The sequence below is a fragment of the Calothrix sp. FACHB-168 genome, from assembly GCF_963889195.1.
GTDB classification, from domain to species: Bacteria; Cyanobacteriota; Cyanobacteriia; order Cyanobacteriales; family Nostocaceae; genus Aulosira; species Aulosira anomala_A.
Genome location: NZ_CAWPNJ010000012.1, coordinates 108,408 through 127,053, shown reverse-complemented (window position 1 = coordinate 127,053; position 18,646 = coordinate 108,408). Strand labels below are relative to the sequence as shown.

19 protein-coding genes are annotated in these 18,646 nt (G+C 39.8%); 13 read left to right on the top strand and 6 right to left on the bottom strand.

Annotated features, from left to right (window positions below; translation table 11 throughout):
• Positions 1–317: 317 nt before the first annotated feature.
• On the bottom strand, positions 318–1,760 hold the full coding sequence (locus AACW45_RS06195; protein ID WP_190632131.1) for a cation:proton antiporter: 1,443 nt from the start codon (positions 1,758–1,760) through the stop codon (positions 318–320).
• A 397-nt stretch (positions 1,761–2,157) separates the two neighbouring features.
• Between AACW45_RS06195 and AACW45_RS06190 the strand changes: the two genes are divergently transcribed.
• Positions 2,158–2,907 (top strand): SIMPL domain-containing protein, encoded by a 750-nt coding sequence (locus AACW45_RS06190; protein ID WP_190632129.1) that lies wholly within the window; start codon positions 2,158–2,160, stop codon positions 2,905–2,907.
• A 106-nt stretch (positions 2,908–3,013) separates the two neighbouring features.
• Here the strand turns inward: AACW45_RS06190 and AACW45_RS06185 are convergent, their stop codons facing one another.
• The gene (locus AACW45_RS06185) at positions 3,014–3,376 is read right to left on the bottom strand and encodes a single-stranded DNA-binding protein (protein WP_096645017.1); all 363 of its coding nucleotides are present in this window, start codon (positions 3,374–3,376) and stop codon (positions 3,014–3,016) included.
• A gap of 368 nt (positions 3,377–3,744) precedes the next feature.
• Between AACW45_RS06185 and AACW45_RS06180 the strand changes: the two genes are divergently transcribed.
• From AACW45_RS06180 to AACW45_RS06165, 4 genes are all read left to right on the top strand, one after another.
• Positions 3,745–4,752 (top strand): rod shape-determining protein, encoded by a 1,008-nt coding sequence (locus tag AACW45_RS06180; protein WP_096645016.1) that lies wholly within the window; start codon positions 3,745–3,747, stop codon positions 4,750–4,752.
• Positions 4,753–4,881: 129 nt separating this feature from the next.
• The gene (gene mreC / locus AACW45_RS06175; protein WP_190632127.1) at positions 4,882–5,700 is read left to right on the top strand and encodes a rod shape-determining protein MreC; all 819 of its coding nucleotides are present in this window, start codon (positions 4,882–4,884) and stop codon (positions 5,698–5,700) included.
• Positions 5,701–5,724: 24 nt separating this feature from the next.
• Positions 5,725–6,345, top strand: coding sequence for a rod shape-determining protein MreD (gene mreD, locus AACW45_RS06170; protein ID WP_190632124.1), 621 nt, complete (start codon positions 5,725–5,727; stop codon positions 6,343–6,345).
• 100 nt (positions 6,346–6,445) lie between these two features.
• On the top strand, positions 6,446–6,835 hold the full coding sequence (locus AACW45_RS06165) for a nuclear transport factor 2 family protein (protein WP_190632123.1): 390 nt from the start codon (positions 6,446–6,448) through the stop codon (positions 6,833–6,835).
• A 9-nt stretch (positions 6,836–6,844) separates the two neighbouring features.
• Here AACW45_RS06165 and AACW45_RS06160 read toward each other — a convergent pair whose 3' ends face one another.
• Positions 6,845–7,321, bottom strand: coding sequence for a cupin domain-containing protein (locus AACW45_RS06160; RefSeq protein WP_190632121.1), 477 nt, complete (start codon positions 7,319–7,321; stop codon positions 6,845–6,847).
• 93 nt (positions 7,322–7,414) lie between these two features.
• On the opposite strand from AACW45_RS06160, the gene AACW45_RS06155 reads away from it, so the two are divergent.
• Positions 7,415–7,762: a winged helix-turn-helix transcriptional regulator gene (locus AACW45_RS06155; protein WP_190632119.1), complete on the top strand. Its 348-nt coding sequence runs from the start codon at positions 7,415–7,417 to the stop codon at positions 7,760–7,762.
• 180 nt (positions 7,763–7,942) lie between these two features.
• Here AACW45_RS06155 and AACW45_RS06150 read toward each other — a convergent pair whose 3' ends face one another.
• Together AACW45_RS06150 and AACW45_RS06145 are read right to left on the bottom strand one after the other, a co-directional pair.
• Positions 7,943–8,095 carry a hypothetical protein gene (locus AACW45_RS06150; RefSeq protein WP_339385075.1) on the bottom strand — a complete coding sequence of 51 codons (153 nt, stop codon included), beginning with the start codon at positions 8,093–8,095 and terminating at the stop codon, positions 7,943–7,945.
• A gap of 178 nt (positions 8,096–8,273) precedes the next feature.
• The gene (locus AACW45_RS06145) at positions 8,274–8,441 is read right to left on the bottom strand and encodes an NblA/ycf18 family protein (protein WP_190632115.1); all 168 of its coding nucleotides are present in this window, start codon (positions 8,439–8,441) and stop codon (positions 8,274–8,276) included.
• Between the two features lie 330 nt (positions 8,442–8,771).
• On the opposite strand from AACW45_RS06145, the gene AACW45_RS06140 reads away from it, so the two are divergent.
• From AACW45_RS06140 to AACW45_RS06125, 4 genes are all read left to right on the top strand, one after another.
• Positions 8,772–9,401, top strand: a complete 630-nt coding sequence (locus AACW45_RS06140; protein ID WP_190632113.1) for a phycobiliprotein lyase — start codon at positions 8,772–8,774, stop codon at positions 9,399–9,401.
• Positions 9,358–9,957 (top strand): hypothetical protein, encoded by a 600-nt coding sequence (locus AACW45_RS06135; RefSeq protein WP_199331065.1) that lies wholly within the window; start codon positions 9,358–9,360, stop codon positions 9,955–9,957. Before AACW45_RS06140 ends, AACW45_RS06135 begins: the two co-directional genes overlap by 44 nt.
• A 285-nt stretch (positions 9,958–10,242) precedes the next feature.
• Positions 10,243–10,983: a phycobilisome rod-core linker polypeptide gene (locus AACW45_RS06130; RefSeq protein ID WP_190632111.1), complete on the top strand. Its 741-nt coding sequence runs from the start codon at positions 10,243–10,245 to the stop codon at positions 10,981–10,983.
• A 259-nt stretch (positions 10,984–11,242) separates the two neighbouring features.
• Entirely contained in the window at positions 11,243–12,481 is a 1,239-nt protein-coding gene (locus tag AACW45_RS06125; RefSeq protein WP_190632109.1) for a hypothetical protein, read from the top strand.
• A 120-nt stretch (positions 12,482–12,601) separates the two neighbouring features.
• Here the strand turns inward: AACW45_RS06125 and AACW45_RS06120 are convergent, their stop codons facing one another.
• Positions 12,602–13,138 (bottom strand): GNAT family N-acetyltransferase, encoded by a 537-nt coding sequence (locus AACW45_RS06120; RefSeq protein ID WP_190632107.1) that lies wholly within the window; start codon positions 13,136–13,138, stop codon positions 12,602–12,604.
• A gap of 401 nt (positions 13,139–13,539) precedes the next feature.
• Between AACW45_RS06120 and AACW45_RS06115 the strand changes: the two genes are divergently transcribed.
• The 3 genes from AACW45_RS06115 (at position 13,540) to AACW45_RS06105 (ending at position 18,632) form a co-directional block, all read left to right on the top strand.
• Positions 13,540–14,151, top strand: a complete 612-nt coding sequence (locus AACW45_RS06115; RefSeq protein ID WP_190632105.1) for a class I SAM-dependent methyltransferase — start codon at positions 13,540–13,542, stop codon at positions 14,149–14,151.
• A gap of 263 nt (positions 14,152–14,414) precedes the next feature.
• Entirely contained in the window at positions 14,415–15,458 is a 1,044-nt protein-coding gene (locus tag AACW45_RS06110; RefSeq protein WP_190632103.1) for a BMP family protein, read from the top strand.
• A 9-nt stretch (positions 15,459–15,467) separates the two neighbouring features.
• Complete coding sequence (locus tag AACW45_RS06105; protein WP_190632101.1) at positions 15,468–18,632, top strand: PAS domain S-box protein; 3,165 nt, start codon at positions 15,468–15,470, stop codon at positions 18,630–18,632.
• Positions 18,633–18,646: the final 14 nt, after the last annotated feature.

The following is an 18,646-nucleotide window of genomic DNA, read 5'->3' as shown; positions in this document are numbered from 1 at the left end:
CCCTAATTGCGCGAAACTTAACGGAAGTGGCGAGAGAAAATCGGAACAACCTGGAAACCGATCGCCTTCCGAAGGTTGATTGTCATCATAAAAAACTAAAATTGACAATCTTAGGGGACGGCGTAAGCGAGTGAGAAGTTTCCTAGTATCGCCGCTAAATCCCTAGATACTTCGGAGAATACTGACACAGAATGCTCAACAACCAACCTATTAGCGATCGCAATTAGTAACTGAGTTCTGAGCAAAAATGATTCAGAACTCAGTCTTAATCTACCTTAAGGTGAAATCAACAGGGGGTTTCTACCCAAGGCGGATCGTTAACTTTCGCGTAAATCAGTTTCCGACTCCAGCAACGCAGGTTTTTCTATGGTTAAAGATGGAGCAGCACCATCTAAAATTAGTTTCTCTGAGTCTGTTGCTGTGTCTGTGTCTGGAAAGACAAACCGTAACAAGGGAGGCGCTAAAAAGGTTGTCAAGATTACCATCATGATAATTGCTGCACCTAGCGGTTTTGAGAGGGCACCACTAGCCGCACCAACACCAGCAAATACTAATCCAACTTCACCCCTGGGAATCATCCCCACACCAATTGCCAACCTGTTGATTTGTGGTTGACCAAACACCGTTAAGCCCGTAATCACTTTACCGATAATGGCGACTAAAATCAGGAAAGTTGCCATCACTAAACCTTCACGATTGCTGGGAATGGCTGGGTTTAATACGCCTAAATCTGTTTTTGCCCCAACGACAACAAAGAAAATGGGGACTAACATATCAGCGATGGGAATCACTTGCTTTTGCAGTTCTTTGCGCTTATCTGTTTCTTCCAAAACCAAACCAGCCGCAAAAGCACCAAGAATTGCTTCTAATTGAATTACCGCCGCTAGATATGCCATCACAAAGGCAAAGATAAATGCTGGGATAATCAATTCACCTCTGGTTTTGAGCCGATCGACAATGGCGACAAAGGACTTGTTAAAAAAATTACCTAGTAGGATCGCACCCAGTAAAAAAGCAGTGGCACTAATAATCAAATAAATGACTTTAGTTACATCTACTTCACCATCTTTCGCCAAACTTGCAACCACTGCTAACACAATAATTCCCAGTACGTCATCAATTACCGCCGCACCAAGAATAATCTGTCCTTCTTTAGAATTGAGACGACCAATTTCTGAAAGTACCTTGGAAGTAATACCAATACTTGTAGCCGTCAAAGCCGCCCCAGCAAAAATTGCTGGTACAGCACCCACACCAAATAAAGTCATTAATCCAACAGTACCCGCAGCAAAGGGTGCTACTACCCCTACTACCGCCACAATAGTAGCTTGGATACCAACTGCCATTAAATCTTTTAAGTTGGACTCCAAGCCAATCTCAAATAGCAGGATAATCACGCCCAATTCTGCTAAAACCGAAATCACCTCTGATTGCGCTGTAAATACGCTATCAGCCGCTTGTGGGCTTAATCCAGCAGTGCTTTGCAGGAAGGAAATAATTAACGAACTAGAACTATCTGTACCAGCTTCAGGAAATACCAAAAGGTGTAAGACAGAAATACCAACGATTACACCACCAACGAGTTCGCCTAAAACAGGCGGTAAACCAACTCGATTGGATAACTCCCCACCAACTTTGCTAGCGAGGTAGATGACTACTAAGCTCAATAGTACTGCTGCGACTACCATTGAGCTATCTGCTGTTTCTGTTGTGCTTGCCAGCAGAGGAAAAGAGAAGTTGACTGCATTTAAAAGCTGCATTGGTTCTGTAATAATCCTTCTCTTTAATTTTTACTCTTTTATCCGAAGTAACTTTTTAGAGATTTTCGCTAAATTGGCATGAAATTGAGATATTAATTGGTGTTATTTGTCAACCGCATCAGACATTGCCAAGCTAAATGCACATATTTCCCACCTAATAACCTATGCCCAATGCCCAATTTTTTAGTTTCCAAAAATGTAACCATCCCAATTTTTGACTTGAGCAATGTCACAGTAGGAATACACAAATCGTATCTATTCAATTGGTGTCAATTCGGGAGAATTGTGCAAATCTCTTGATGGCGGTTAACTATTAACAGTTGACCGTTCAATGACAATTGCTTAGATATACCATGACAAACATCTCTAATTAATTATTCCGAGGAGTGCACATCTTATGTCTAGAGCCGCTTTATCCGGTTCCCAATTTCGTATTGGTAAATTTTGGCAAACTTTACCTTTAGCAATGCTTGTCTGTGTAACTTTTATGCAACCTGGATTGGCACAAGAAAAGGAAAAATTATGGCGCACACTTACTGTTAGCGGTAGGGGTATGGAATCAATTCCGACTACTTTATCTTTAGTCAGTTTGGGTGTAGAAATTCAAGGTAAAACAGCCCAAGAGGTACAAGAAGAAGCCGCCCGTCGGTCAGCAGCAGTGGTAGCTTTACTTAAGAGTCGGAATGTGGACAAGTTGCAAACTACAGGTATCCGCTTGAATCCAGTTTATAGTTATACGAATAATGTGCAGCGAATTACTGGCTATGCGGCTAGCAATATTGTCAGTTTTCGGATTGCTACAGATAAAGCGGGTACATTATTAGACGATGCGGTAAAGGCTGGAGCAACACAAATTAATGGTATTAGTTTTGTTGCTACTGATGAAGCGATCGCATCTGCTCAAAAGCAAGCTCTCAAAGAAGCCACTCAAGACGCCCAAGCCCAAGCTCAAGCTGTGTTTAGTAGCTTAGGTTTGAATTCTAAGGAAGTGGTAAGTATTCAAATCAACGGTGCTAGCGCCCCACCACCTTCACCTGTATTAATGCGTTCTGAAGCCTTCAAAGCTAATAGTGCAGATGTCTCTACCCCCATAATTGGCGGCGAACAGCAAGTAGAAGCATCGGTAACTTTGCAAATTAGTTATTAGTCAGTTGTCAGTTGTCAGTTGTTAACAGTCAACAGTCAACAGTCAACAGTCAACAGTTAACAGTTAACAGTCAACAGCATGAGAGTGTTGACTGTTGACCAAATATTTAGAAATTTTCTGGCGAAAAATCTCCTCCGCCCCCTTCATTATCGCGCTTGGAACCTAATAATTCTAGCTGGTCTACTCGAATGACAGGCATAGAACGGCTGGCTCCGGTTTGGCGATCGCTCCATGTGTCAAACTTGAGGGAGCCTTTAATGCCAATTAAGCTACCTTTGCGTACATAATTACCCGCAATTTCTGCTGTTTTATCCCACAATTCTAAGGTGAACCAATCAGGCTCATCTCGATTTCGCGATCGCCTATTTACTGCTAGTGTCAATCTACACTTCACACTACCTGACTCAAAATATTTAATATCTGGATCGCCGCCTACACGACCAACAAGGGTGACAATATTAATACTCATGGGTTTCCCTTTCAGTACATACGTACTTATCTATCTTGAATTCCATCATAGCGAATTGTGAAACTATTGAAAATATGTTAAAGATTTAGCAATAAAGTTGTATCGAAAAATGATACAAAATACTAGGGATGAAGTAGAAAACTATACGGATATATTGTTGCACTCAAAGAAGATCGAAAAATATTAGGCTGACAGCCAGTGAAGATTCTCAAAAAATATCCAAAAAAATATCTATCTTTACTGGACTAAGGATCAAAAACGTAATAAAATCCAGCACGATTAACTCTAACCGTCGTAGTCATCAAGTATCGCAAATAGGGGGCGTAGGACGCGTGGGTCTTTTCAGGAACTTTCGCTCATCGTGGGATATGGGTATCGACCTCGGTACTGCTAATACCCTCGTTTATGTATCAGGTAAAGGTATTGTACTCCAAGAACCTTCGGTAGTAGCTATCGATCAAAACGAAAAGATTGCACTAGCTGTGGGTGAAGATGCTAAAAAAATGCTCGGTAGGACACCAGGAAATGTGGTTGCTCTTCGTCCTTTGCGCGATGGGGTAATCGCTGACTTTGACACAGCCGAGCTGATGTTAAAGAGTTTTATTCAACGTGTGAATGAAGGTAGGTCATTGATTCTACCACGAATTGTCATTGGTATTCCCAGTGGTGTCACAGGGGTAGAAAGAAGAGCTGTCATGGATGCAGCTTCCCAAGCTGGAGCCAGAGAAGTTTATTTAATTGATGAACCAGTCGCCGCAGCCATTGGTGCAGGATTACCAGTAGCCGAACCAACTGGTAACATGATTATTGATATTGGTGGTGGTACTACAGAAGTTGCAGTACTCAGTCTCCAAGGTACAGTACTGAGCGAGTCAGTAAGAATTGCAGGCGATGAACTCACAGAAGCAATTCTGCAATATATGAAGAAAGTTCATAACTTAGTAATTGGGGAACGGACTGCTGAGGACATCAAAATTCGCATTGGTTCTGCCTATCCGACCAATGATGATAATGATTCCATGATGGAAGTCCGGGGCTTACATTTACTTTCTGGTCTACCACGTACTGTAACTATTAAAGGCCCAGAAATTCGTGAAAGTATGCTTGAACCGCTATCGGTGATTATTGAAGCGGTGAAACGGACATTGGAACGCACACCTCCCGAACTAGCAGCAGATATTATTGACCGGGGTATTATGCTGGCTGGTGGTGGTGCTTTACTCAAAGGCATAGATACACTCATTAGTCATGAGACAGGTATCGTCACGCATATCGCTGCCGATCCTTTATGTTGTGTGGTTTTGGGAACAGGTCGTGTTTTGGAAAACTTCAAGCAACTGGAACGGGTATTTAGCGGTCGTTCTCGGAATATGTAGCAAAAATATCAGATATTGGATTCTAAATATCTAGAATTCTCTATCTGATATTGGGTTTTATATAAATAGAAGCAAACAACCAAAAATTTTTCAAATTATATAAACATATAAAAATTAAGGTATGGATAAATGGTGTTACTACGTCGTTGGTGGGATCGCAAAAGCTTACAGCTAGGATTAGTTGCTTTGGCATTAGGTAGCGCTTGGGTATTACGCGAAACCCAAGGTGCTTTACTGCTAGAAATGTACCAAGTAATTACTCGTCCAGCACAAATGTTACAAGCCGGGCCAACCCCTGAAGAACGCCTCAGAGATGCCCGTTCCTTGGAGTTGCAAGCGCGAATCGTAGATTTAGAAAGCCAAAACAAAAAGCTACAAAGTTTGTTGGGTTATGTCACCAAAGAACCAGTTGCATCACGCCCAATTCCCGCGCGGGTATTAGGACGTAGCGCCGATCATTGGTGGCAGCAAATTACCCTAGATCGGGGTAGTAATTCGGGAATTCAAGAAGGCTTTATTGTCAAAGCGGAAGGTGGGTTAGTCGGTTTAGTAGAAAGCGTTACGCCTAATACTAGTCGGGTGTTACTGATCAGCGATCTCAAGAGTCAAGTGGGTGTCACAATTAGCCGGACATCGGCTAAAGGCGTTTTGCGCGGCGATTCTTCAGCTGAGGCTGTGTTGGAATTTTATGAAAAAGTTCCCAATGTTAAGGTGGGTGATTTTGTCTCTACATCAACCTACAGTCAAAGGTATCCTTCTGGTGTAGCAGTAGGGAGAATTAAGTCTCTAGATTTAAAGAAACTACCTGCATCAATTGCCAAAGTAGAACTTTTCCCGCCAATTAGGTCTTTAGATTGGGTGGCTGTCTACCCCAAACCAGAAGAACCGATTCCAGAAGCAGAAAATTCCCAACCGCCAACTAACCCACAACCGCAAAAGTCGAATTAAATTCCCCCCAAGTCTTGTAACACCATGAAGATCCCTGTATTGACTGGTCGCCGCCCAAAAAAATCAAAATCACCTGCGCGGAGAAAATCGCGAATTCAAATCCCGCCGATGGCGCGTTGGCATCCGCGTACTCGTCAGTTTGTGGATTGGGGGGTGACAGTTGGATCTGTGTTGTTATGTTTGTTAATGTTGCCGACTCGCTTACCAGGGATGGAGTTATTGGGGATCGGGCCTAATTGGTTGTTAATTTGGGTGGTAGCTTGGAGTGTGAAACGCCCTGTATGGTCTGGGTTATTGGCAGGTATAGTTATGGGGTTACTTCAAGACGCTATGACCTCGCCTCACCCTACCCATGCTTTATCTCTGGGGATTGTGGGCATGTTGACGAGTTTGCTGCAAAAGCAGCGTTTCATTGAGGAAGACTTTATTTCCATCGCTTTAATTGTGTTTGCAATGGCGTTTATCTGCGAGACAATTTTTGGCTTAGAGTTGACTTGGGCAGGCGATCGCAAAGCTGAATATATTTGGACATATTTTCAGCGTGTCGCCCTAGCTTCTGCCATTCTCAGCAGTTTGTGGGCACCTGTAGTTTATTATCCGTTAAATCGTTGGTGGCAAGAGATGAAGTTATTTGAGCAATCTTGAAATTGCTTGATTTAATCACAAAACAAAGCCTGCAAAAGCAGGCTATTTTTATGTATATTCAAGAATAATTGGTATAAAGTGTACTTATTTAGGAAGGCTTATGGAGGGGATCAAAATTCAGCAGACTGCCCAGCAAGCATTTGACTACCTGGCTAAAGGATGGGCAACAGGGAATTTTCAACCGTTTATTGATATGCTGGCGGATGAGGTGATGTTCTGGCTACCGGTTGGTCAGCAGCGAGATACACCTTTTGGTTATGAGAATAAGCAGCAGCTAATTGCGAGATTCCAGGCGCGTACAGAAAGGGGCGATCGCCTGATTTTTAGTCAGCCCAAAAATATTATCAGTAATGATACTAGCGTGATAGTTGAGTTTGAAACTCAGGGAACCATTCGCAACCAACCTTTTACAGGAAACAATGTTATTTCCTTTGATATTCAAGATGACAAAATAACTGGCATTCGCGAATATTTTGGCGAAATAGATTAAGCGCTATTATTAAATTTGCTGCTTGCCAACCCAAGTAACTTTTTTACTTACACTAAAGCCATCTTCAATGGTGTGGTCTTCAAAAGAACCTACTCTTGATTGAATCACAATCCAGCACAAATCCTCTGTATCTGAAGTATTTCGCAGACATCTCTCACCTTGGGGATCTACTCGCACAACAGTTCCTTCTCCTAATGGAAACACAAAATCATCAACTTGAAATTTGCCTTCCCCGCGAATAAAGATGTAAATTTCTTCATTTAGGCGATGCTTGTGATAAAAAGGTACTGATTTTTTGGGTGCGAGGTTGTTCACCGAAATTTCTGCACTGGTGAGATCGAGTATCTGGTTGAGAAATACCTTACCCTCTACTTTGATCGGGAATTTTGGGGTTTCAAAGGTAAATTGCCGTAATTGCGAAAACGATCCCAAATCAGTCACAGCAAAGTTTTTGCCAGTTCTAGCAGTTGGTGAAACTTGAGTCATTGTTATCTCTTTAACTTGTAACTTGCAACTTGCAAGCTAATATAGCAAAACTCACTTGTAAAATGCAAGTAAGTAGTAAATTTAGTTTTAGCAATGTCTCAATCTCGCCGTTCACCTTGCCCAATTGCTTGTTCGCTGGATTTAATAGGCGATCGCTGGACGCTGCTAATTATTAGAGACATGCTATTTTTTAAAAAGCAACGCTTTGACGAGTTTTTGGAGTCTCCTGAAGGTATTTCTACTAATATATTGACAAATCGCCTAAAATTTCTGGAAGAAGCAGGTTTAATCGAGAAAAAACCATACAGCAACCATCCTCGGCGGATGAATTATCAATTAACCGAGCGAGGAAAAAGCCTTCGTCCTGTACTGAAAACCATGATTGCTTGGGGATTGAAGAATATTCCGGATACAAGGATTCCTGATGATGAACAGGGTTAGCAGCAGAGGGGGAGAATAAAGTTTTCACAAATCAAATATTTTTGAGCGATCGCAGATATTATGAAGAAATTGGGGAGCGCGATCGCTGTTTTTCTCGGTAACTCCGGGGTGTTTGTTTTGTCCAGCGTTTAAAAGCACGATGAAAAGCGCTAGGTTCAGAAAATCCTATTGACAGATGAATCAATAGTCACTGTCAGCCACACAAATTCCCTTACATTTAATGCCATTTGTCGCTGTACGCAGACAATGGGGACAAAGAATTTTTTCGGTTTCGGGTACGAGATTGGTGCTGGTGCTTGTTTGTGGTTTGTCTTTATCGGTTTGAAGGCTCACGGTTATCGAGGTAAGTTAACTAAGTACAGCTTTGCATAAAATCCTGGCTGATTGCGGGGGGAAACTTTAACGCAAAAGGGCGCAGAGGTACGCAGAGAATGAGCTAGGAATTAATGAAATTTTTGTACTAAGGACAAATGACAGCCTCAGCCAGTTAGCTTTGATTTCACAGAGCTACTTAAGACTCCTTGAGAAGATGCTTAATCATATTGTCTTTGACCATTAACTGCCGTAGTACTTCTAAAAGCAATTTTTGTGATTCTTCTTGACTCAATGCTTTAATCTGTTCTTCGTAAACTTTGAGGTTGAATTTCTGTTCTAAATTAAGGTCTATCGGCATATCCATAGGTTTGACTCTCTGGTGTGTCGAAATATGAGTTTGATTATTCTGCTGCAAATTAAGTTAACAAAAGTTACATGGTCTTGACAAGTGGGTAGTTTTAGACGTTAACGAATAAACGAATTTGTCAGAGACGCGATTCATCGCGTCTGTACAATTGTCAGTTGTCCCCCTTGTCCTCCTTATCCCCCTTGTCCCCCTGCCCAATGCCCAATGCCCCATGCCCAATGCCCAATGCCCCATGCCCAAAATCTCTAACTCAGGATGGCTCTAGCAGTTTTATAATTAACTATGATTGGGTTGCTCAACTTGTTGTTTGGAGTTAGCGTTTGATTTATGGATGCAATGGAGTTTTTTCAACTAAGTACAGGTAAGTGGCGATCGCAGCGCACGACTCACCACTTAGCCTTTAAGCGTTCTGAAGCTGGGGAATCAAATATCTTGGTTGAAGCGCTGGGAGCCGATCATCCAAAAGTGATTGAAATTTGCGAACTTCATCAAGTTGACCCCAAGCTGGCTATTGGTGGTGCTTTTGTATCTTGGCAAGGTGCAATGGGCTGGGATCGGGAAGATGAAAACCATGAAGGTTCGACTGTCTTCTCGCTGATTCCTGATGCCGATAACCCCCGTCAAGGTTCGTTGTTGCGCGAACGGGGTTATGCGGAAATCGTTCCTGTTGCTGGGCGCTATGAAATGGATGAAGAGGACGCCTTAGTTCTGATCACCGAGTACGAAACCATGAGTTCCATTGAGAGATTCTGGTTTGTTAGCCCTAGCATTCGGATGCGTACCAGTACAGTCAAAAGATTTGGTGGTTTTAGCACCGCTACCTTCTGTACAGAGTTCCGAGTAGGAGATGTTTCAGATACCTCTAATTCCAATGAGGCTGATCTCTCAAACCAGAACCCTGAACAGATAAGCAATGCGACCGAATCCACAGAATACTTCTCACTCTTTGGTTGGTAAATTAATCATCACCACCAGTACCGATCCATTTACGCGAGGGCTAGATTATCTTTATGGAGTGAGAAGTCTAGCTCTCGATGCAGAGATGATTGATGTGGTTTTTGATATGGAAAACCGCAAACCTCTGTGCGTGTGGATTGGCGAGCATATTGAGGCGGTGAACGCAAAACTCGAAAACTATCTTCAGGCTTGCCACGATTGTTTTCATCCTTGGGAACAACCTGCGATTCAAATCTTTGCAGCGCCAATTGCGCAGTCTTTTGGTATTGATGGCTTGTGCAATCTGCAAACCAATCCGATTACCATCCTGATTGATGTGGGAAGAGTATTGCCAGCTGACTGGCTGCTCTTAGTTGTCCATGAATATGCCCATGCTCATGCGGGTTCCCCAGGACACCACGAAAAATATGCGCGATCGCTTTCTCACCTCTGCTTGGGATTAGGGATTGCGCCCCCTGAATCTATTAAGGAATCTCAGCTGCGATTTTATCCTGATTACCGCCCCACTCAGAATCCCCTAGCTTTTTGGCGGGGAGAATCAGCAGTTGGCTATTAACAGTAGCGCTTCAGTTGATAAAAGTCAGACTGTTTGTAGCATTCCAGATTAATTACGAATTATGAACCACGAATTACCAATTATTCTGGATTGTTAAGAAATACTGCTTTCTCCCGCAATTTGAAAGGTTAATTTCTGACACAGGCTTATTCTGTATTTTGAGATTCCGAATCTGGATAGCAGTTAAATGACTGCGAATTAGAAGCTGTGGCGATCGGGTGCGACTAACTCGACTCACCAAAGCCGGAATTTTGCATGTCAGCTTACAGCATAGAGGTATTTATCATGTCAATTCCTTTGTTGGAGTATGCTCCCTCATCTCAAAACCAGCGTGTTACTGGCTTTGAGATCCCTGGTGATGAACAGCCCAGAATTTACACAACAGATAACCTGCTGTCAGCTACAGAAATGGATGTTTTGATTTTGGCAGCTTATCGCCAAATTTTCCACGAACAGCAGATGCTGTCTAGCAATCGCCAAATCTTCCTTGAATCTCAACTGAAAGCAGGACAAATTACAGTTAAAGAGTTTATTCGCGGATTAGTTTTATCTGATTCGTTTCGGCGGTTGAATTACGATGCTAACAATAATTACCGTTTTGTCGAACTCTGTGTACAACGGGTTTTAGGACGGAGAATTTATAGCGATCGCGAAAAACTCGCTTTTTCTATTGTGCTGGCGACTAAAGGAATAGTCGGCTTTATTCAAGAGTTGCTCAACAGCGACGAATATCTGGAAAACTTTGGTGATAATACAGTTCCTTACCAACGTCGGCGGGTTTTACCCCAGCGTTCTCAAGGCGAATTACCTTTTGAGAGAATGGCGCGTTATGGTGCTGATTATCGCGATAAGTTACCACTTGTAACCGTCGGCTATAAGCCTGTTCAAAGATTGACTTTACAAACCTTCTTACGCAGTCCTAATAGGGATTTGGTTTTATTAACCTTAGGTTCTGGAGCATCTTTGATCCTGGCGCTATCCTTACTCACCTTATTTGGTTTATTCCCTCAACTTTTCCCCTACTAAGCAATTCGCTAGTACTTGACGCCCAAAATATTGCTGAATTTGTAGTGAGGACTTTAGTTTTGAATTGGGCTAAAGTCCTCACTACAAACTTTAATTATTTATACCAATTTGAAAAAAGAATGCAATAGATAGTAGCGGACTGGCATTGCCATGCCCTCTAGAATAGATTAATGTGCTGCAACTCCTAATTGAACACGGCAACTAAATTTGTGTATCTATCGTCATCGCAATTACACAACTAAACTTATTTATATTTGTTATGAAAACCAAAGCTACTATTTGGTCTATTGCTTCAATAGTAGGTGGATTGACGCTAGCCATTACTTTTACACATCAATATATTTTAGCTGATTCTCCTGGTAAATTATCTCCATCACAATCTGTATCTCAATCATCAACTATCCCCAGCAGTGTGAGTTTAAATATTCGTCAAGATATGGCGAAACGCTTAAATTTAAAACTAGGCGATGTCCGGGTTGTGAAAATAGAAAATAATATATTTGATTCTTGCTTGAATCTGCCAGCAGCTAATGAGAAATGTCAAGAAATTGCTTTGAGAGGTTGGGCTGTCAGCGTTATCGGTGGTAAACATCGGTGGTTATATCATGCTGTACCACCAAAGATTTTGCGCAATAATTTTCGGGTTAATGGCTTAGAAAGCTTACCTAAAGATGTGCGCCAAAAAGTCATCAGCAATGCTACATTACTCAGCGAACCACCAGTAGGTAAGATAAGAATCACGTCTGTTGAAGCAAAAGAATGGAAAAATAATTGCTTAGACCTTCCTAAGATATATGAGCGCTGTAATTCGACAAAAACCCCTGGATGGTTGATTACGCTCAAAAGCGATAAACCAAACTCGAAGGAACCACCAAAATGGGTATATCGCAGCGATTTAAATGGGAATAGATTTGAATTAGATATAGTTGCTAGTGTGGGGAATATACCTGAGAAAACAATTGCAGATATTTTAGCTGATGCGGCAAAACGTTCCCAAATTTCGCGATCGCTCTGGAAAGTTGAGCGAGTTCAAGCGGTAAAATGGGGAAACTCTGGCGACGATAGCCCATCTATGCCAATACAAGGCGCGATGCCTAATATCGAAAATATCTTTGGTTGGAAGGTGGAAGTTTCATCACCAAAACAGCAGTGGGTGTATTTTGCTTTGCAAAACGGATTTCAATTTGATGCGCCCAAAAGCGTACCGCCTTATCTGGTTAATGAAGCAATTAAAATGGCGGTTGCACAATCTGGTAAACCTGCTGATAGTTTTAAGTTTCATTGGGCTGAACAAATCACTTGGAATGATACTTGTTTAGGTGTAACAATTAATAAACCAGCTTGTGAGAAAATTTCTGTTCCTGGTTGGACTATTAATTTGATGGGACAGGGTGAAAATTCTTTTATTTTGTCTACCTTCCACAGTCGTTTAGACCGAGATGTGCGATTTAATGGTAGTAATCCTTGGTTTCCACCACCAGTAGCTAATCCCCGTTGAAGTTGCAAATATAGTCAACAGTTAGTAGGGGCGGGTTTATTGAGAATTATCGTTGATCAGTGAAGATATTTGTGAACCCGCCCGTACAACAGTCAACAGTCAACAGTCAACAGTCAACAGTCAACAATCAATATTTGAGCTAGATTTTATCGCTTTATAAAGCCAATATTCAACTGTATGTAAACGCTTGCCACCTAAATTAATTTTGTCATATTCTGTAGCAATTATTCCCCCCAAAGATTCAGGAATTTTCCGACTAGAAATATTACGTTTATCTACTGGATAACGCAAATATTCGTAATCTAAATTTTCTTCTGCCCATGCTTTCAGCGCCGAAATTGCTTCTCTGCCATAATAATTGCCATGTGCAGATTTTTTTGTCCATATTCCTAATTCAGGCGTATTTGTATTAATAGCATGTAAGCCAGCACAACCGATAAATTCTTTTGTCTCTTTGAGCAAAATTACTAATATTAATTCAGTACCATTTTCTGTCTCTTGAATTGATTGCCTAATAAATTTATCGGTTTGGGCAATATTTGCTGAAGGAACTGCATAGGTATACTCAGTTACTTCTGGTGTAAATTCCTGAAATATGATTTCTCGATATGCAGGTGAGATGGGTACTAACAGTAGACGCTTACTTTCAATTTGCATATTTATGTATTAAATAAAATCGAGTTTAACTATAAACAAATACCGTTCCTTTAACGCCAAAAGCCATAAAATACGTAGTAGCGTGACAAGCTTAAAATGTTGGGTTAAAACAATCTAGAAAATCCACAAACAATAAACATAGTCTTTAATTACTCAACCCAATAAATTAAGCTTGCTGCGCTAGTAGGTTGGGTTGAGGAACGAAACCCAACATCAAAGCCACTGAAAAGTATTGAATTATAAATCCAATAAGCAGCTTAGGTTGCTTATTGTTACAGTAAAACTATAGCAATCCTATATGAATTGTGAAAATATTTTTTTAATGAACCGCCAAGTACGCCAAGTACGCCAAGGATAAGAGAAGAAACTGAGAGTTTATAAATTTAATAAAGGTATAGTCAATGGGTTTCTATTCACAGTTTATCGCTCCGCGACTTATAGATGCAGCTATGTCTAGTCCTACATTGTCTGCATATCGTCGGGAAATTCTAGCAGATGTCACGGGAGAAGTGCTAGAAATTGGCTTTGGTTCTGGAGTCAACCTATCTTACTACCCAGAACATCTACAAAAGCTCATTACAATCGATGCAAATCCCGGAATCAATAAGTTAGCGCAAAAACGTATTCAATCTTCTCATATTCAAGTCGATAATCGAGTTCTCAATAGCGAGAATTTACCAATGGCTGATCACACTTTTGATAGCGTCGTCAGTACCTTTTGTTTATGTAGTATTACCAACGTTTCTCAAGCGATTAACGAAATTTATCGAGTTCTCAAACCAGGTGGAAGGTACTTTTTTCTAGAACATGGATTAAGTGATGAATTAAATATTCAAGTTTGGCAACATCGCTTGAATTCCCTCAGTCAACTCATTGGTGACGGTTGCAACATCAACCGCAATATCAGACAGTTAGTTGCAGCACAGTTTGCTAATTTGACGGTTGAGCAATTTTACATTCCCAAAATACCCAAAATCTCAGGATATTTATATAAAGGTGTTGCCGTTAAATAGCAGTTAAGTAGCTAACTTAAACGATTAGAGGCGCAATATTTTACGTTTCGACAATTATCTTCAAACTTTTAAAAAAAATATTCATATTTATTGACGATCGGACAGAAGCAATTTAATGATAAGTTTGATGTCAGTAAGTATCTAGAAAGATAATTTTTACCACACTTTGTGGATTAGTTGCAGCTCATCTAAGTGTGTGCGATCGCACCTAATATCCTTTGAGTAGAGTATAAAGTATATCCCTATATCCAAACTATATATTTATGCGATCGCTGGCAGTAATGTATGTACAGAGACAAATTTCTCCCGTAAAAGTTATGGGAGTATTGGTTACATTACTGCTTACCGCTTGTTCTTACGTCAAGCATAAACCTGAATCTATATTTAGAAATACTACAGCAGGTGCATTTAAAGTAGCAATTATTTTACCAGGCCCAATCGACGATGAAAGTTGGAATCAATCAGGCTATACAGGATTAAAGTTAATTCAAAAGCAACTGGGCGCAGAAATAGCTTACACTGCTAACGTCACTACAAATAATGCAGAAGCAATTATCCGCCAATACGCGCAAAAAGAATTTGATTTTATTATTATTCATGGCGGTAACTATGTAAAGGCATCGGAAATAGTTGCTAAAGAATTTCCTCGCAGTAGATTTGCCATTGTTGGTAGTTATGGCGGTAATAATAGCAATTTAGGAGCCTTAGCATTTCGCAGTAATGAAGTTGGCTATTTAGCTGGAGTAATTGCTGCTTTAAAAACTCAAACTCATAAAATTGCTTTTATTGGTGGGGAACCTTTATTAATTACTAAAGAACAAGCAATATTATTAGAGCGTGGTATTAAAAATACTAACCCGAATATTAATGTTTCGATTAACTGGGTAAATAGTTGGCGAGATCCAGATACCGCTAAAAGCATTGCTCAAGCGCAAATTGCTAAGGGAGTGGATATTTTAGTTACAGATGCAGATTTTGGTAATCTTGGCGCGATTCAAGCAGCTGCTAGCCATAAATCAGTAGGGGTAATTACTTGGATGTATGCGATTGCTGGCGATGAGGATAAATATCAATTATTTGCAAATAATATTATTACTCGTGTAGTACAACAAGTACCCCAATTATTATTAGAAGGAGCAACCTTAGCACAGCAAGGACGTTGGGAAGGAAAGCAATATAAATTTGGATTTTTAGAGGGTTCTCAAGAATTAACCTCATTTAATAGTTCATTAACTCCTAAACAAACAGAACTAGTGAAATCTATTAAGCAAGATATTATCACTGGCAAAATTGATGTTTTTCCTTAAGGAGTAGTGATGAAAAAACACCAACCTACTCATACCTCACATCAAGCAGTATCTGGATTATGTTCTATCACCAATAAATTACGATATGGTTTAGTGTTGCTTGTATTTATAGTTCTGTTATTAGTATCTGGAACATTAACTTATCTTAGCTTTAAAGCTCAAATGCAACAAGTAGAAGTTGCACAACAAGAAGTTTCTCAAGCAACAGCAGCAAAAATTAATGCTTATTTAGATGACTTACAACGCAAACTTAGCTATTTAGCCAGAGTGCAAGGTTTAACTGATTTATCGCCAGAAATTCAACAAAAATTTCTGACAGCTTTGACTCGTCATCATAACGCCTATGAAACAGTAGCAATTTTAGATAATCAAGGTAAAGTTACCTCTATAGTTTCCCCTTATGAACAAGTCAACCTCAATAATATTGCGCAAACTCCTTGGAGCTTATACGCTCTTAAATATCAAGAAGATTTTGTCAGTCCAGTAGAAATAGATGCGGTTACCAAGTTACCAATGGTAACATTAGCCGTACCAATTCGGAACACCCAAGATGAAGTTAATGGTGTATTAATAGCGCGGATAAATCTGAAGTTTCTCAGATTTTTTATCTATCAAACTCATGTGGGTAAAACTGGTTATGCTTATGTGATTGATAATCGTAATTATTTAGTCGCTGCCAAAACAGAATTTTTAGAAAATTTAAAATTTCGAGATTTATCCGAGCAAATATTAATTTTGCGATTACATAAATCAAATGCAGACAAATGTTTAGCTAAATATCCCGGTTTAAAAGGTGTAGAAGTCATCGGTGCTATAGCACCAATTACTAGCTTAAGATGGCAAGTAGTCGTTGAACTTCCTATAGATGAAGCTTATGCTCCCATTCGTCAGATGCTCGTATTTATGGGTGCTGCTGTTTTCGTCGCCACAGCAGTAACTGTAGGAGTAGGTATTTACCTGCAAAGACAAATTGTTTTACCTTTACAGCGATTAACAACAGCAGCAGCCAGAATTAGTCAAGGTGATTTAGATATCCAAATCAAAGTCTTTCAACGTAATGAAATGGGAGTCTTAGCCAGTACATTTAATCAAATGACTTTGCAGTTACGAGAACTAATTCAGGATTTAAGCCAAGAACGTAACTTTGTATCTGCTGTTCTCGATACAGTTGGCGCTTTAGTCATAGTCGTAAATCACCAAGGGGAAATTGTTCGCTTTAATCGTGCTTTTGAGGAAATCACTCAATATAATTTTGCTGAAGTAGCAGGTAAAATATATTGGGATATCTTTGTAGTGCCTGAAGAATTGGAAATATTTAAATCTGAATTTCAGCGTCTGAAAAAATTACAAATACCGCAAACATCGGAAAGATATTTATTAACCAAGAATGGAACAAGACGATTAATTGCTTGGTCAACAACTACTTTATTAGATTATGCTGGAGAAATCAGTTATGTAATTGGTACTGGTTTAGACATTACAGAACGCAAGATAGCGGAAATTGAATTATATCAAGAGAGAGATTTTAATACGACAATTGTGCAAACTACTCCAGCTTACTTTGTCGCTATTAATCCCGATGGCACAGTGAGAATGATGAATCAAGTAATGCTTGATGCGCTGGGTTACAATCTTGAAGAAGTTGTCGGGATGAGTTATCTGGAAAATTTTATCCCCCCAGAGCAGCAAGAAATGCTCGCAGAACTTTTTGATTCAATAAATACACAAAAACTATTAGCTATACAAGAAAATTATGTATTAACCAAAAATCAAAATAAATTACTTGTTGATTGGCGCGGTAAATCAATTTTTAAAGAAAATGGAGAACTTAATTTTCTCTTTGGGTTAGGAATCGATATTACCGAGCGCCGCAAAGCAGAAATTCAATTAAAAATTATTGCCGAACGCGAGCGATTAATTGCCGAAATTGCTTTAAAAATTCTCCGTAGTCTGAATTTAGAAGAGATTCTGCACACCACAGTTACAGAAGTGCGGCAATTTCTCCAAGCGGATAGAGTATTTATTAGTAACTTTAATAATAATTCAAACTGGAGAATATTTGCTGAATCTTTGGAGACAAATAGGGATTCGGTGATGGATTTATTTTTTCCAAATAATGATGGTATTCAAGAATTTATAAATTTGTTTTTTCAAGGTAATTTACAACAAATTGATGACATTAGCCAATCCCAAATTTCATCTAAGTATGTCTATTACTTTGATAAATATCAAGTAAAATCTTCTTTGGCAGTGCCAATTATGGTAGGTGATGAGTTTTTTGGTATGTTAGTTGCACATCAGTGTTCTTCAGTACGTCATTGGCAGCAAGTAGAAATAGATTTATTACAACAATTAGCTACACAAGTAGCAATTGCAATTCAACAAGCAAAGCTGTTTCAAGAAATTCAGACACTTAATGTAACTTTAGAACGTAAAGTAGAAGCTAGAACTGCTCAACTACAGCAAAAAATGCTGGAATTACAAGATTTGTATAAACGTCAAGATGAGTTTTTACATGCTGTATCTCATGACTTACGCACTCCCATTACAGGAACGTTGATGTTACTCAAACATTGGCAACAATTACCCGTTGAAAGTATCTCTTTACCGCGTAATATTTTAGAGAGAATGATTGAGAGTGGTGAACGTCAACTGAATTTAATTAACTCTTTATTAGAAGCTCATATATCAGAAAGTAAAGGAATCATCCTTAATTGCGAGCCGATAAAGATTGCCGAATTAGTAACCTCTATTACGGAAGATTTAGCATCATTATTAGCAAAAAATCAAGCAACTATAAACAACTTAATATTATCGGATTTACCTGTTGTAATTGGAGATCCTTTACAACTAAGACGGGTATTTGAAAACTTAATTAGTAATGCGCTAAATCATAATCCTCCTGGTTTGGAAATTAATTTAAAAGCCAGTTTAGCAGGGGAAATAATTTCTTGTTTAGTAGAAGATAATGGCATAGGGATGAGTGAAGAAGAATCCAAGCAAATATTTGAGCGCTATGCTAGAGGCGATCGCGCCCGTTCTACCGGTATTGGTTTAGGATTATACTTGTGTCGCCAAATCATCAGCGCACATGGCGGAGAAATTGGCGTTAAAAGTAGTCCTGGTAAAGGTGCAACCTTTTGGTTTACCCTACCTTATGGGGAAAAAATTTAGGGATTTGCTAGGTA

Bases quoted from the DNA above. Each gene is read 5' to 3' on its own strand.
- AACW45_RS06110 (WP_190632103.1), top strand. From the start codon at position 14,415: ATGCGATCGCTGGCAGTAATGTATGTACAGAGACAAATTTCTCCCGTA.
- AACW45_RS06155 (WP_190632119.1), top strand. From the start codon at position 7,415: ATGTCTCAATCTCGCCGTTCACCTTGCCCAATTGCTTGTTCGCTGGAT.
- AACW45_RS06145 (WP_190632115.1), bottom strand. From the start codon at position 8,441: ATGGATATGCCGATAGACCTTAATTTAGAACAGAAATTCAACCTCAAA.
- AACW45_RS06160 (WP_190632121.1), bottom strand. From the start codon at position 7,321: ATGACTCAAGTTTCACCAACTGCTAGAACTGGCAAAAACTTTGCTGTG.
- AACW45_RS06180 (WP_096645016.1), top strand. From the start codon at position 3,745: ATGGGTATCGACCTCGGTACTGCTAATACCCTCGTTTATGTATCAGGT.
- AACW45_RS06190 (WP_190632129.1), top strand. From the start codon at position 2,158: ATGTCTAGAGCCGCTTTATCCGGTTCCCAATTTCGTATTGGTAAATTT.
- AACW45_RS06130 (WP_190632111.1), top strand. From the start codon at position 10,243: ATGTCAATTCCTTTGTTGGAGTATGCTCCCTCATCTCAAAACCAGCGT.
- AACW45_RS06140 (WP_190632113.1), top strand. From the start codon at position 8,772: ATGGATGCAATGGAGTTTTTTCAACTAAGTACAGGTAAGTGGCGATCG.
- mreD (WP_190632124.1), top strand. From the start codon at position 5,725: ATGAAGATCCCTGTATTGACTGGTCGCCGCCCAAAAAAATCAAAATCA.
- AACW45_RS06185 (WP_096645017.1), bottom strand. From the start codon at position 3,376: ATGAGTATTAATATTGTCACCCTTGTTGGTCGTGTAGGCGGCGATCCA.
- AACW45_RS06135 (WP_199331065.1), top strand. From the start codon at position 9,358: ATGCGACCGAATCCACAGAATACTTCTCACTCTTTGGTTGGTAAATTA.
- mreC (WP_190632127.1), top strand. From the start codon at position 4,882: ATGGTGTTACTACGTCGTTGGTGGGATCGCAAAAGCTTACAGCTAGGA.
- AACW45_RS06165 (WP_190632123.1), top strand. From the start codon at position 6,446: ATGGAGGGGATCAAAATTCAGCAGACTGCCCAGCAAGCATTTGACTAC.
- AACW45_RS06115 (WP_190632105.1), top strand. From the start codon at position 13,540: ATGGGTTTCTATTCACAGTTTATCGCTCCGCGACTTATAGATGCAGCT.
- AACW45_RS06125 (WP_190632109.1), top strand. From the start codon at position 11,243: ATGAAAACCAAAGCTACTATTTGGTCTATTGCTTCAATAGTAGGTGGA.
- AACW45_RS06195 (WP_190632131.1), bottom strand. From the start codon at position 1,760: ATGCAGCTTTTAAATGCAGTCAACTTCTCTTTTCCTCTGCTGGCAAGC.
- AACW45_RS06105 (WP_190632101.1), top strand. From the start codon at position 15,468: ATGAAAAAACACCAACCTACTCATACCTCACATCAAGCAGTATCTGGA.
- AACW45_RS06120 (WP_190632107.1), bottom strand. From the start codon at position 13,138: ATGCAAATTGAAAGTAAGCGTCTACTGTTAGTACCCATCTCACCTGCA.